Source organism: Pseudomonas sp. NPDC089918, from assembly GCF_050280605.1.
Taxonomy (GTDB): Bacteria; Pseudomonadota; Gammaproteobacteria; order Pseudomonadales; family Pseudomonadaceae; genus Aquipseudomonas.
Genome location: NZ_JBNNVP010000005.1, coordinates 154,377 through 166,975, shown reverse-complemented (window position 1 = coordinate 166,975; position 12,599 = coordinate 154,377). Strand labels below are relative to the sequence as shown.

Here is a 12,599-nt window from a genome sequence, read left to right as displayed (position 1 = left end):
GCGTGCGTTTATTACTGATCGAGGATGACGTGGCCCTTGGCGAGGGCATTCATCAGGCCCTGAGCCGTGAGGGTTACACCGTCGACTGGCTGCAAGATGGCAGCAGTGCCTTGCATTCGCTGCTCAGCGAGACGTTTGACCTGGCCGTGCTCGACCTCGGCCTGCCGCGCATGGACGGTCTGCAAGTGTTGCACCGTCTGCGCGAAAGCGGCTCCAACCTGCCGGTACTGATCCTCACCGCCCGGGATGCCACCGAAGACCGCATCGCCGGGCTGGATGCCGGGGCCGACGATTACCTGATCAAGCCCTTCGACCTGGCCGAACTCAAGGCTCGCCTGCGGGCCTTGTTGCGACGCAGCGCCGGTCGCGCCCAAGTGCTGATCGAACACGCCGGCATCAGCCTGAACCCCGGTACCCAGCAAGTCAGCTATCAAGGCGAACCGGTGGCGCTGACGCCCAAGGAGTATCAACTGCTCCACGAATTGCTCTCGCCTCCGGGCCGGGTCATGACCCGCGATCACCTGATGCAACTGCTTTACGGCTGGAACGAAGAAGCCGAAAGCAACACCCTGGAAGTGCATATCCATCACCTGCGCAAGAAGTTTTCCACCGACCTGATCCGCACCATTCGCGGTGTCGGGTACCTGGTGGAGGAGCGTCGATGACTTCGATCCGGCGTCGCACCCTGACGCTGATCATCGGCCTGATGCTGACGGGCCTGGCGATCATCAGCGTGCTCAACCTGCACGACAGCAATCACGAAATTGCCGAAGTCTACGACGCCCAACTGGCCCAGAACGCCCGGCTGTTGCAGGGTGTGATGCGCATGCCGCTGGCCAGCAATGAACACGCCGAACTGTATCAAGCGTTCAACAAGGCCTTGAGTGAAGCGGTGCCGAGAGTCGATGGTCATCCCTATGAAAGCAAAATTGCCTTTCAGGTGTGGAATCGCAAGGGCGAAGTACTGGTGCACACCGCCAGTGCGCCCTCCTTCACGGCGCCGCCGACGAAATCCGGTTTCAGCGATGTGGTGGATCTGCACAACCGCCATTGGCGGGTGTTCATGCTCGAAGACAAACAGAATGATCTGCGCATCTGGGTCGGTGAACGGGACGACGTGCGTGCGGACCTGGTAGACCGGATCGTGCGTCATACCCTGTGGCCCAATGTATTGGGTAGCCTGATATTGGCGGCCATGGTCTGGCTGGCCATTGGCTGGGGGCTCAAACCCCTGGCCAATATGGCGCAAACGTTGCGGGCACGGCACAGCGGTTCTCTGGAGCCGTTGCAACTGACCCCGTTGCCCAGCGAACTGGAACCGATGCAGGCAGCGCTCAACCGCATGCTCGCGCAAATTCAAGAGGTGCTTGGCCGCGAACGGCGCTTCATCGCCGACGCCGCTCACGAATTACGCACGCCGCTGGCCGTGCTGCGGGTGCATGCGCAGAACCTGCAGGAAGCCGGCACGGAACAGGAGCGTCGTGAGTCCCTGGCGTTTCTGATTGCCGGGGTCGACCGCACCAGCCGCCTGGTCAATCAGTTGCTGACCATGGCCCGTCTCGAACCCAAAGCCGTGGCACCAGTGGAGCAAAGCATCGACCTGAGCGAAACGGTGCGCGCCAGTCTGGCCCAACTCACGCCCTGGTTATTGAGCAAGAACCTGGAGCTGGCCTTCGATGTCGCTGACCAGCCTTTTGAAGTGCTTGCCGACGCTGCCGCCATCGACATCGCCCTGAACAATCTGGTCACCAACGCCGCGAATTTTTCGCCGGAGCATGGCGTCATCACGGTGCAATTGAGCCGGGACGACGGGTTCTACAACTTGAGCGTCCAGGACCAGGGGCCAGGCATCGACGAAGCGGATCGCGCACGGTTGTTCGAACGTTTTTACAGCAGTGGAAATACCGGAGGCGCGGGGTTGGGACTGACCATCGTCAGCACCATTGCGACGCGGCTGGGTGGGCGGATTACGCTGGTCAATCCACCTGAAGGCGGGGTGCGGGCGACCCTGTCGATTCCTGATGGCCAGAACCACAACCCTGCGCAACGGACGTCCAATGGCTGAATGTCTGTGCGCCGAACGCAGGTTTGATCATGGTGAAACTCCTGATTGTTCATTAGGAGCTACCTGCATCACTTGCAGATGATAGGTGGCAGCTAAGTGCGGGTCTGCAAGGCCGGGAAACCAGGAACCCGGCAGATCCGAAGATCTCCCGCACAAAGCCGCCATTTCGCGGACATAAACGAGCGTCCTGTGGCAGGGCTATGCGACTGGTATTCCGACGGGCTTGCAGACCCGATCACTGATGAGCAGTGACGGAAATCAAGTTACCGAGCGAGCCCAAGGCGCACAAGCCGGCGGATTCTGTCTTACGCGTAGGCGGTGGCGCAAGGCGTTGTAGCCTTTAGATGGTAACGGCAAGCTTCATTTAAACGATCGTGATTTTTCTTGTTTAAATGGGCTGAGAGCGAGCTGTTGGTGGGTTGGGATGGGCCAGAGAATTGCAATCTGCGCCCTTCCCGCCTTACTCGAAAGCCTTCTCACTCACGTTTTAGCGCTCGCCAGATAATGCGCAACCAACGCATTGGCATGACCATGCCCCATACCGTGTTCAGCCTTCAGCCAAGCCACCATTTCCATATGCTTCTTGCCGCTTACTGTTCCAAGCAAATCCAGCCAATGGTCGATTGGCTGGCCGTACTTTTTTTCAATTGAGGGGAAGTACGACGCCGGGCCTTTTGTTTTTGTATCGTCGGTCATGTTGCAAGCTCCCTTTATCGCGACGGAGTGTCGGATAACGCTCCTTGTCGTCATGCCATAGATTGGACGCCAAGCGTTATCCCGGCAAGCACCCAGCTCCCCCTCACGCGACCCGACTTGTTATTGCGAACAGCTTGGTCGGGTTCGCGGGAGCCTTTCATAACACTCCGTCTCGACGATGAAAGACACCTGCCAAGTCTTCTGACCTGCTGGCAATATCGGCTCGTCGAGAAACCGGTAATCGCTCATAGCCTTCAGCACCGCTTGGTCGATAGACCTATCGCCCGAGCTTTCCAGCACTGAAATTTGAGGCACAACCGAACCAGGGTTGCCTACCAGTTGTAGCGTGACCTGTTTGCCGGCAGCGCCTGACTTGAACTGCTTCGCCAGGGCTTGCTGAACGTCCACCGCCGTGCTTTTGAGGCCTCTATCGAGGCTATCGACCCATATTCCGTTGTAGTGCTTTACCTGTTCGACCGACAGAACCTGGCCCTTATCGCGTAGCCGCTGTACGCCTTGCCATGGAGCATCGTCGACGTACTTGGCGGCGTTCAGGTAATGCGCCAGAGCCCCTTTCAGATCCTGCGGACCACCTCTGCCGTCCTCCATGAATTGGGCCAACTTGGCCTCACTGTCCAGATTTCCGGGTCTGGTGACGGCCAACTGATAAAACTGCCTGGCCTCAACAAGGTTGGGCGCCTGGCCGATGCCCTCTTCCGCCATGCGAGCCAGTTGTTCATAGCCTGCTGCTTTCCCGACGGCCACGGACTGATAGAGGGTCTTGGCTTTATGTACATCCTGCGGCACGCCCTGGCCAGTTTCGTACAGAAAGCCGAGCACGAGTTTACACAGGAGGTTGCCGTTCTCGCTGGATTCGCGGATGTCTTCAACCTGCTCCGGGGTGATGGGTTTTTTATCTAGAAGAAGCCTGCAACGGAGGCCGGTTTGAAAGTCCTCCTGAGGGCTGGGCGGGGTGGTTTGACATCCTGCAATGAGGGCCGTGAGCACTAGTAAAACAACAGCCTTGTTCATGTATTGCATCCGTTGAAGTCGAACTCTTTTCTGACCGGGCGCCTTCGAGCAAGTCTAATCGTCGCACCGCCGCTCCCACAGGGGGATTGGGGTGGGGCGGGTCAGTCCTTTTTGCTCGGGAGCGTGTCGTACTCGTCCGGGGTGACGATGGCGATTGCCTTATAGGTCTTCTGGCCCGGAGGCATTATTGGATCGGCGGGGAATCGGTAGTCGCTAAAGGCCTGCATCACCTTTTGGTCGATGGCGCCATTACCCGAACTTTCCAGCAGCGAGCTCACAGGCACCAACGAACCGGGGGTGTATTCCAGCTGTACCCGAACAGTTTTGCTGGCAGGAACCGACATGTTCTCCTTCGCCAGAGTCTTCTTGATGGCCTTGATCTTTCTTCTGACGCCGTACTCCACGCTGTTGGTAAAGATATTGTTGTAGCTCTGTTGCTGTTCGATCGTCAGGGGCAGGCCTTTGGCTCGCATCCGCTCCATGCCTTTCCATGAAGCGCCGCCGACGATCCCGGCGGCATTCAGGTAATGCGCCAGCGCACCTTGGAAGTCCTGCGGCCCACCTATGCCCTCCTCCATGAACTCAGCCAGCTTGGCCTCAACGTCGGTATTCCCGGGTTTGGTGACGGCACGCTGATAAAACTGTCTGGCCTCAACCAGGTTGGGTGGACCACCAATGCCTTTTTCCGCCATACGGCCGAGTTGAGCATAGGCCGCCGGATCCACGTCGGCCACGGATTGATAGAGAGCCTTGGCCTGCGGTATGTCTTGTGCGACACCTTGGCCACGCAAGTACATGTGGCCGAGGATCATCGTGCACGCCTTATCGCCGCGCTTGCTGAGATCGTGTATGTAATCAACCTCCAGCGAGCCGATGGGTTTCTGACCCCAGTAAGCAAAGCAGCGCAGGCCCGGGGGATATTGATCGGCCGGATTGTTGAAAGGGATGATGGGTTGGCATCCTGCAATCAGGGCAGTGAGCAACAGTAAAGCAACAGCTTTGTTCATGGATTGCATCCGTTGAAATCGTCCGTGTTGTCATCGGCAGTCGTGACGAAAAAATGAGTCGCTGATTCTGTGGTGAGGGATTCGGTTAACAAGCTATCCCAACAACACCCCGGCGCCGCCTGACACAATCCCCTGTAGGAGCGAGGCCTGGCGCCTTCGCGGACAAGCCTCGCGCCTACAGGGGAGTGGAGCCTTGCAGCAGATCCTGCTCGCGCTCACACAACTCCACCACGTAATCCCACAGCACCCGCAACCGCACCGACTTGTGCAGCTCGCGCCGCGTGCTGATCCAATAACTGCGCTGGATGCTTTCGTCCGGCAACAACGGCACCAGTTGGGGATCGGCGCTGGCCATGTAGCACGGCAGCACAGCAATCCCCAACCCCGAGCGGGCGGCCTGTTGCTGGGCGATGACGCTGGTGCTGTGAAACACCACCTGGGGGTTGCGGCAGAAGCTGTTGAGGAACATCAGTTCCTGGCTGAACAGCAAGTCGTCGACGTAGCCGATCCACGCATGGCGGCTGAGGTCTTCGCGGCTGTGCAGTGGTGGCGAGCGGTCCAGATAGGCCTGGCTGGCATAGAGCGCCAGTCGGTAATCGGTGAGTTTGCGGGTGACCAGCATGTCGGCAGCCGGGCGTTCCAGGTGGATGCTGATCTCCGCTTCGCGGTTGAGGATGCTGACGAAGCGCGGCACCGCCACCAGCTCCACTTCCAGCCCCGGATAGCGTTCGAACAGCCCGTTCATGCGGCTGGCGAGGAACATGATGCCCAGCCCTTCCGTCACTCCGACACGGATCTTGCCCAGCGGCGCGGATGACTGGGTGATTTCTTCCTGAGCCAGCAGCGCGACGTTTTCCATGGCTTCGGCGTGTTTGAGCAGTGCTTCGCCGGCCGGGGTCAATTCGTAGCCTTGGGCATGCTGGACGAACAGCGCGGTACCAAGGCTTTTTTCGATGGCTTCGATGTGCCGGGCCACGGTGGCGTGAGTGGTGTTCAAGCGGCGAGCAGCGGTCAGCAAGCGGCCGCTACGCTGCAATTCGAGAAAAAACCGCAGGTCATTCCAGTCGAACATGAACCATCCTTGACGTTATGCCGTTAACGACGCTGTTTAAAAACGCACAGCGGCTGCGCAAAAACTAACATTCTTTTAACGAAAGCTAACAACTAGGATGACCGACAACAAGAACAACAATACGAGGTCAGGGATGCAGACTTCCCTTGATGAATACGACTACATCGTGGTCGGCGCCGGGCCGGCCGGTTGTTTGCTGGCCAATCGACTGTCAGCCAACCCGCAGCATCGCGTGTTGCTGCTCGAAGCCGGCGGCCGCGATAACTACCCGTGGATTCACATCCCGGTGGGTTACCTGTTCTGCATCGGCAACCCGCGCACCGATTGGTGCTTCAAGACCGAAACGCAACCGGGCCTGCAAGGTCGCGCCCTGAGCTACCCGCGCGGCAAGGTGCTCGGTGGCTGTTCCTCGATCAACGGCATGATCTACATGCGCGGCCAGGCCGGCGATTACGACGGCTGGGCGGCCGAGGGCAATGCCGGCTGGGGCTGGCAAGACGTGCTGCCACTGTTCAAGCAAAGCGAAAACCATTTTGCCGGCGACTCGGAATTTCACGGCGCTGCCGGGCAATGGCGAGTCGAGCGGCAGCGGCTGTCGTGGCCGATCCTCGATGCATTTCGCACGGCAGCCGAGCAAAGCGGCATCGCCAGCATCGATGACTTCAATCAGGGCGACAACGAAGGCTGCGGCTACTTCCAGGTCAATCAAAAAGCCGGGATCCGCTGGAACGCGGCCAAGGCGTTTCTCAAACCAATCCGCCAGCGTTCCAATCTGACGGTGCTGACCGACGTCGAAGTGGACCGTGTACTGCTGGAAAACGGCCGCGCTTCAGCGGTCAGCGCACGTTGGCAAGACCAGGCGAAAACCTTCAAAGCGCGTAAGGAAATCGTCCTGTGTGCCGGTGCCGTCGGTTCACCGGGCATTCTTCAGCGTTCCGGTATCGGCCCTCGCCCATTGCTACAAAAACTGGGCATCGGCGTTGTCCATGAACTGCCCGGCGTGGGCGGCAACCTGCAGGATCACCTGCAACTGCGGCTGATCTACAAACTGGAAAACGCCCGCACCCTGAACCAGATCGCTGGCACGCTGTGGGGCAAGATGGGCATGGGCCTGCGTTACCTGTATGACCGCAGCGGTCCGCTGTCCATGGCCCCGAGCCAACTTGGTGCCTTCGCCCGTTCGGGACCGGAGCAGACCTCGGCAAACCTCGAATACCACGTGCAACCGTTGTCGCTGGAGCGTTTCGGCGAGCCGCTGCACGCCTTCCCCGCGTTCACTGCATCGGTCTGCGATCTGCGTCCGCAAAGCCGCGGCCGAATCGACATTCGCTCCGCCGACCCACGGGAAGCGCCGCTGATTCAGCCCAACTACCTGAGCCATCCCGAAGACTTGCGAGTGGCAGCCGATGCCATCCGCCTGACCCGCCGCATCGTCTCCGCGCCCGCCTTGCAAGCGTTCAAACCGATCGAGTACCTGCCCGGCGACAGCTTGCAGAGTGAAGAACAATTGCATGAAGCCGCCGCCCGGATCGGCACGACGATTTTCCACCCGGTGGGTACCTGCCGGATGGGCAACGACGCACACGCAGTGGTCGACGCCGAGTTGCGCGTCCACGGCATTCCCGGCCTGCGCATCGCCGACGCCTCGATCATGCCGCGCATCACCTCGGGCAACACCTGCTCGCCGACGTTGATGATCGCTGAGAAGGCTGCGCAGTTGATCCTCGAAACTACCGCCACCACCCCCACTGTGGGAGCGAGCCTGCTCGCGATAACGGTCTGACATCCAACATCTATGGTGACTGATACACCGCCATCGCGAGCAGGCTCGCTCCCACAGGGGATTGCACTCCAACAGGGATTGCAGCTGATTCGCGAGCATTGAGCATTACCCCAGCAAGGAACACGCAACACCAGTGGAACAACAAAAACAATCACTGTGAGGGATACCGATATGTCAGAACATGTTCAGCCCCTGGAAGCCGTCCGCAGCGCGGGCACCAGTCAGGAAACCCAGAAAGTCATCTTCGCCTCGTCCCTCGGGACGGTGTTCGAGTGGTACGACTTTTTCCTCTATGGCGCCCTCGCGGCGGTCATCAGCAAACAGTTCTTCGCCGGGGTCAACGACACCACGGCGTTCATCTTCGCGCTCATGGCCTTCGCCGCCGGCTTCATCGTGCGGCCATTCGGTGCGCTGGTGTTCGGACGCTTGGGGGACATGATCGGGCGTAAATACACGTTCCTGGCAACCATCGTCCTCATGGGGGTGGCGACGTTCTGCGTCGGCTTGCTGCCGACCTACGCGAGCATCGGCATCGCCGCGCCGATCATCCTCGTGGTGCTGCGCATGCTTCAGGGGCTGGCATTGGGCGGTGAGTATGGCGGCGCTGCCACTTACGTCGCCGAACACGCACCGATGGGCAAACGCGGTTTCCACACCAGCTGGATTCAGTCCACCGCCACCCTCGGCTTACTGCTGTCGCTGCTGGTGGTGCTCGGCTGCCGCTACTTCACCGGCGACCAGTTCGAAGTCTGGGGCTGGCGCATTCCGTTTCTGTTTTCGATCGTGCTGCTGGGCATCTCGACCTGGATTCGCCTGAGCCTGCATGAGTCGCCTGCGTTCGTGAAAATGAAAGAAGAAGGCAAACTCTGCAAGTCGCCGCTGCGCGATTCCTTCGGCAAATGGGACAACCTCAAAGTCGTGTTGATTGCGCTGTTCAGCATCAACGCCGGGCAAGCGGTGACCTTCTACGCGGCACAGTTCTACGTGCTGTTCTTCCTCACCCAGTTCCTGAAAATGGACCCGGCCCTGGCCAACAGCCTGCTGATCGTCAGCGTGATCATCGGCGCACCGTTCTTCATCTTTTTTGGCTGGCTGTCGGACAAGGTCGGGCGCAAACCAGTGCTGATGATCGGCCTGTTGCTGGCCACTGCGCTGTACTTCCCGATCTTCAAGACCCTGGCCCACTACGCCAACCCGGCCATCGACCTGGCCAGCCGCCAGGCACCGATCACCGTGCTGGCTGACCCGGCCACCTGTACGTTCCAGTTCGACCCGGTGGGCAAGGCTAAATTTGATAGCCCGTGCGACAAGGTCAAAACCTTCCTGGTCAAACAGGGCCTGCCCTACAACAGCGAAGCGGCCCCGGCCGGCAGCGCCGTGCAGGTGAGCATCGGCGAGGTGAAAATCGATGGCTACGATGAAGCGGCCTTGCGCGGCGCAGTAACCCTGGCCGGGTATCCGTCACAAGCCGACACCCAACAGATCAACAAGCCAATGATCGTGGCGCTGATCGTCGCACTGATCATCATCTCCGCCATGTGCTACGGCCCGCTGGCGGCGCTGATGGTCGAACTGTTCCCGACCCGCATCCGCTACACGTCCATGTCCCTGCCCTACCACATCGGCAACGGCTGGTTCGGTGGTTTCCTGCCGACGGTGTCGTTTGCCTTGGTGGTGTACACCGGGGATATTTTCTACGGGCTGTGGTACCCGGTGGTGATTACCGGGGTGAGCCTGGTGGTGGGGATGATCTGTTTGCGTGAGACCAGGAATGTGGATCTGGACAAAAACTGACGGCATGCAGCTCTAGCGGAGGTTTCCTGTAAGAGCGGGCTTCCTGTGGCGAGGGAGCTTGCTCCCGCTCGGCTGCGAAGCAGTCGCAAGACGGACACCATGCTCTATCTGAATTTCTGCGCGTTGACAGGTTTCGGGGCCGCTACGCGCCCCAGCGGGAGCAAGCTCCCTCGCCACAATGCTTTCTGCACCTCAGGTATCAAGCACCTCAAACGTCACTTCTTCAGGATAAAACGCCACATACCCGCCAATCTGCGCGACTGATACCTTCGGATGCTCATAACTCCATACCGCATTGGCCCCTTCATGCCCGGGGATTTGCAGGCTGAAATAGCTGGCATCGCCCTTGTATGGGCAATAGCTGGTGTGGTCGGTGCGGGCGAAATACTGTTCGGCAATGTCCTCGCGGGGGATGTAGTACACCGGAGGATAATTGGCCTCATGCATGACCAGCGCCCGAGTGGATGACGCCACTTGAATGCCATGGAACTTCACCACCACGCAGCCGGGTTGAGGGCTGATGGCGATGGGATTACCGGGTCCGGGGGCTTTCATAGAGTAGGATCCTCTGTCGCTGCTGCGCTGTATCCGCGCTCCGACAGGTATACCTCATGTTTCGGTATCGCAACTGCTTCACAGCCGAACGGAGCTTGCTTGCGCTACAGTGAAGCCCCCAAAACAGCATGCCTCACCAGGAGAGCAGCATGGACATTGCCAATATCCCCTTCGGCACCACCGACTGGTCGCAAATCGAACCCACCGAACACCCGGGCGAGACTGGCAGCGCCCTGTGGCGCACCCGGCAGTTCGGCGCGATTCGCGCGCGTATCGTCGAATACACGCCCGGGTATCTGGCCGATCACTGGTGCTCAAAGGGGCATGTGCTGTTTTGCCTGGAAGGGGAACTGCACACCGAACTGGAGGATGGTCGAGTCTTCGTCCTCACGCCGGGCATGAGCTATCAGGTCGCGGACAATGCCGAAGCGCATCGTTCATCCACCGCCATTGGCGCCCGGTTGTTTGTGGTGGACTGACTGCTGTCATCAACCGCAACAGCTTAAGCTGTACATCCATACAGATAAAGATTGCTCCATCGCTCATCAGCCGCCATTCTGTGCACCTCTCGAACACTGATTGATGATGGTGGTTATGCAGCTGTACCTCTGTGAAAAACCCTCCCAGGCCAAAGACATCGCCGCCGTACTCGGCGCCAAGCGTCGGGGCGATGGCTGCTGGCTGGGAACGGGTGTCACGGTGACCTGGTGCATCGGCCATCTGCTGGAAACCGCACCGCCGGATGCCTATGACGCACGTTACAAGCGTTGGGTGCTGGCAGATCTGCCGATCATTCCCGAAAAATGGAAGATGACCGTCAAACCGCGCACGGCCAGCCAGTACAAGGCGGTCAAACGCTTGCTCGGCGAGGCCAGTGAACTGGTGATTGCCACCGACGCCGATCGTGAGGGCGAGATGATCGCCCGGGAACTGGTGGAGCATTGCCGTTATCGCGGGCCGATCCGGCGGCTGTGGCTGTCGGCTCTGGACGATGCATCGATCCGCAAGGCACTGGCGGCGCTCAAGCCAGGGGCCGAGACGTTCAGCCTTTATCATTCGGCATTGGGGCGCTCCCGGGCCGACTGGTTGATCGGGATGAACATGAGTCGGCTGTTCACCCTGCTGGGGCGTCAGTCCGGCTATCAGGGTGTATTGCCGGTCGGTCGGGTGCAGACGCCGACCTTGCGCCTGGTGGTGGATCGCGATCGCAGCATTGCCGATTTCGTCCCGGTCGCTTATTGGGCGATCGATGTGCAACTGCTGCACGACGGCACCGCGTTCACCGCCCAATGGCGTGCGGCCTCCGACGCTTGCGATGATCAGGATCGCTGCCTGAATCAGGCCTTGGCGCAACAGGCAGCCTACGCAATGGGCAACGCAGCAAGCGCTCGGGTGATCAAACTGCGCACCGAACGCATGCGCGAAGTCGCGCCTTTGCCGTTCGACCTAGGCACGTTGCAGGAAGTCTGCTCGAAGAAACTCGGGCTCGGCGCCCAGGAAACACTCGATATCGCCCAGGCGCTGTACGAAACCCACAAAGTCATTACCTACCCGCGCAGCGACTGCGGCTACCTGCCGCTGAGTCAGCACAGTGAAGCCCCAAGTATTCTTGCTGCGCTGAGGCAGGCCGACCCGGCCCTGAACGCCTTGCACGATCACCTGGAGCCCCAGCGCCGCTCACGGGCCTGGAATGATGCCAAGGTCAGCGCTCACCACGGCATCATCCCCACGGCGGCGGCGAAAAACCTCGACCGCCTGGTGGGCAAGCAACGGGCGGTCTACACCCTGATTCGTGCACGCTACCTGGCGCAGTTCCTGCCCAACCATGAATACGACCGGACCCAGGCCGACTTCGACTGCGCCGGTGAAGCCTTGCGCGCGGTGGGCAAGCAGATTGTCGAGCCCGGCTGGAAACGCGCCCTGCCCGAGGCCCTCGCACCCGCCAAGGGCCGCGAAGCACCGGCACCGCAAACACTGCCGGCACTGGCCGAAGGGCGTGACTGCGCAGTGGCCGATGTGAAGCTCAAGGACCTCTGGACCCAGCCGCCCAAGCCATTCACCGAAGGCGATCTGATCAAGGCGATGAAGAACGTCGCCAAACTGGTGGAAGATCCACTGCTCAAGCAAAAGCTCAAGGACACCACCGGCATCGGCACCGAAGCCACACGCGCCTCGATCATCCAGGGCCTGTTGGACCGCGGCTACCTGATCAAGAACGGCAAGGCCCTGGCGGCGACACCGGCAGCGTTCAGCCTGATCGATGCCGTGCCTCGCGCGATTGCCGATCCCGGCACCACGGCGATTTGGGAGCAGGCCCTGGACATGGTGCAGAGCGGCGAAATGAGCCTGGAAGAATTCGTCACCAAACAGGCGGCGTGGATGAGCAAGCAGGTGGCCCGTTGCGCCGGCCTGAACCTGACCATCAGCGGACCGGCAAGCCCGGCCGGTCGTGGCGCCACACCGTGGAAAAACAAACGCAAACCGGCCAAACGCAAGCCCTCGACCGGTGCCAAACGCGCGGCGAAACCGGCAAGCAAGGCTTGAGGGCAGTTCGAGCGAACCTGAATGGTCTAGTGTTCTTCATGTCCGGCAATA

Annotated in this window: 11 protein-coding genes; 6 read left to right on the top strand and 5 right to left on the bottom strand. The window is 60.1% G+C overall.

The window, feature by feature from the left end:
* Positions 1-2 precede the first annotated feature (2 nt).
* Together ACQKPC_RS05945 and ACQKPC_RS05940 are read left to right on the top strand one after the other, a co-directional pair.
* Positions 3-665 (top strand): response regulator, encoded by a 663-nt coding sequence (locus tag ACQKPC_RS05945; protein ID WP_427623563.1) that lies wholly within the window; start codon positions 3-5, stop codon positions 663-665.
* Entirely contained in the window at positions 662-2,065 is a 1,404-nt protein-coding gene (locus tag ACQKPC_RS05940; protein ID WP_427623561.1) for an ATP-binding protein, read from the top strand. Before ACQKPC_RS05945 ends, ACQKPC_RS05940 begins: the two co-directional genes overlap by 4 nt.
* A gap of 480 nt (positions 2,066-2,545) precedes the next feature.
* Here the strand turns inward: ACQKPC_RS05940 and ACQKPC_RS05935 are convergent, their stop codons facing one another.
* The 4 genes from ACQKPC_RS05935 to ACQKPC_RS05920 form a co-directional block, all read right to left on the bottom strand.
* Entirely contained in the window at positions 2,546-2,761 is a 216-nt protein-coding gene (locus tag ACQKPC_RS05935; protein ID WP_427623559.1) for a DUF4287 domain-containing protein, read from the bottom strand.
* A gap of 120 nt (positions 2,762-2,881) precedes the next feature.
* Positions 2,882-3,793, bottom strand: coding sequence for a tetratricopeptide repeat protein (locus tag ACQKPC_RS05930; RefSeq protein WP_427623558.1), 912 nt, complete (start codon positions 3,791-3,793; stop codon positions 2,882-2,884).
* Positions 3,794-3,894: 101 nt separating this feature from the next.
* Positions 3,895-4,800: a tetratricopeptide repeat protein gene (locus tag ACQKPC_RS05925; RefSeq protein WP_427623557.1), complete on the bottom strand. Its 906-nt coding sequence runs from the start codon at positions 4,798-4,800 to the stop codon at positions 3,895-3,897.
* Positions 4,801-4,975: 175 nt separating this feature from the next.
* Positions 4,976-5,872 (bottom strand): LysR family transcriptional regulator, encoded by an 897-nt coding sequence (locus ACQKPC_RS05920; RefSeq protein ID WP_427623556.1) that lies wholly within the window; start codon positions 5,870-5,872, stop codon positions 4,976-4,978.
* A gap of 133 nt (positions 5,873-6,005) precedes the next feature.
* On the opposite strand from ACQKPC_RS05920, the gene ACQKPC_RS05915 reads away from it, so the two are divergent.
* Both ACQKPC_RS05915 and ACQKPC_RS05910 read left to right on the top strand, forming a co-directional pair.
* Complete coding sequence (locus ACQKPC_RS05915) at positions 6,006-7,655, top strand: GMC family oxidoreductase (RefSeq protein ID WP_427623555.1); 1,650 nt, start codon at positions 6,006-6,008, stop codon at positions 7,653-7,655.
* Positions 7,656-7,826: 171 nt separating this feature from the next.
* Positions 7,827-9,449 (top strand): MFS transporter, encoded by a 1,623-nt coding sequence (locus ACQKPC_RS05910; protein ID WP_427623554.1) that lies wholly within the window; start codon positions 7,827-7,829, stop codon positions 9,447-9,449.
* Between the two features lie 192 nt (positions 9,450-9,641).
* Here the strand turns inward: ACQKPC_RS05910 and ACQKPC_RS05905 are convergent, their stop codons facing one another.
* Entirely contained in the window at positions 9,642-10,004 is a 363-nt protein-coding gene (locus ACQKPC_RS05905; RefSeq protein WP_007907061.1) for a DUF427 domain-containing protein, read from the bottom strand.
* A 149-nt stretch (positions 10,005-10,153) separates the two neighbouring features.
* Between ACQKPC_RS05905 and ACQKPC_RS05900 the strand changes: the two genes are divergently transcribed.
* Positions 10,154-10,483 carry a DHCW motif cupin fold protein gene (locus tag ACQKPC_RS05900; protein ID WP_007907062.1) on the top strand — a complete coding sequence of 110 codons (330 nt, stop codon included), beginning with the start codon at positions 10,154-10,156 and terminating at the stop codon, positions 10,481-10,483.
* 115 nt (positions 10,484-10,598) lie between these two features.
* The gene (locus ACQKPC_RS05895) at positions 10,599-12,548 is read left to right on the top strand and encodes a DNA topoisomerase III (RefSeq protein WP_427623553.1); all 1,950 of its coding nucleotides are present in this window, start codon (positions 10,599-10,601) and stop codon (positions 12,546-12,548) included.
* The last annotated feature ends 51 nt before the right edge of the window (positions 12,549-12,599 follow it).

Coding starts and splice junctions, on each gene's coding strand:
- ACQKPC_RS05940 (WP_427623561.1), top strand. CDS start 662: ATGACTTCGATCCGGCGTCGCACCCTGACGCTGATCATCGGCCTGATG.
- ACQKPC_RS05935 (WP_427623559.1), bottom strand. CDS start 2,761: ATGACCGACGATACAAAAACAAAAGGCCCGGCGTCGTACTTCCCCTCA.
- ACQKPC_RS05930 (WP_427623558.1), bottom strand. CDS start 3,793: ATGAACAAGGCTGTTGTTTTACTAGTGCTCACGGCCCTCATTGCAGGA.
- ACQKPC_RS05925 (WP_427623557.1), bottom strand. CDS start 4,800: ATGAACAAAGCTGTTGCTTTACTGTTGCTCACTGCCCTGATTGCAGGA.
- ACQKPC_RS05920 (WP_427623556.1), bottom strand. CDS start 5,872: ATGTTCGACTGGAATGACCTGCGGTTTTTTCTCGAATTGCAGCGTAGC.
- ACQKPC_RS05915 (WP_427623555.1), top strand. CDS start 6,006: ATGCAGACTTCCCTTGATGAATACGACTACATCGTGGTCGGCGCCGGG.
- ACQKPC_RS05910 (WP_427623554.1), top strand. CDS start 7,827: ATGTCAGAACATGTTCAGCCCCTGGAAGCCGTCCGCAGCGCGGGCACC.
- ACQKPC_RS05905 (WP_007907061.1), bottom strand. CDS start 10,004: ATGAAAGCCCCCGGACCCGGTAATCCCATCGCCATCAGCCCTCAACCC.
- ACQKPC_RS05900 (WP_007907062.1), top strand. CDS start 10,154: ATGGACATTGCCAATATCCCCTTCGGCACCACCGACTGGTCGCAAATC.
- ACQKPC_RS05895 (WP_427623553.1), top strand. CDS start 10,599: ATGCAGCTGTACCTCTGTGAAAAACCCTCCCAGGCCAAAGACATCGCC.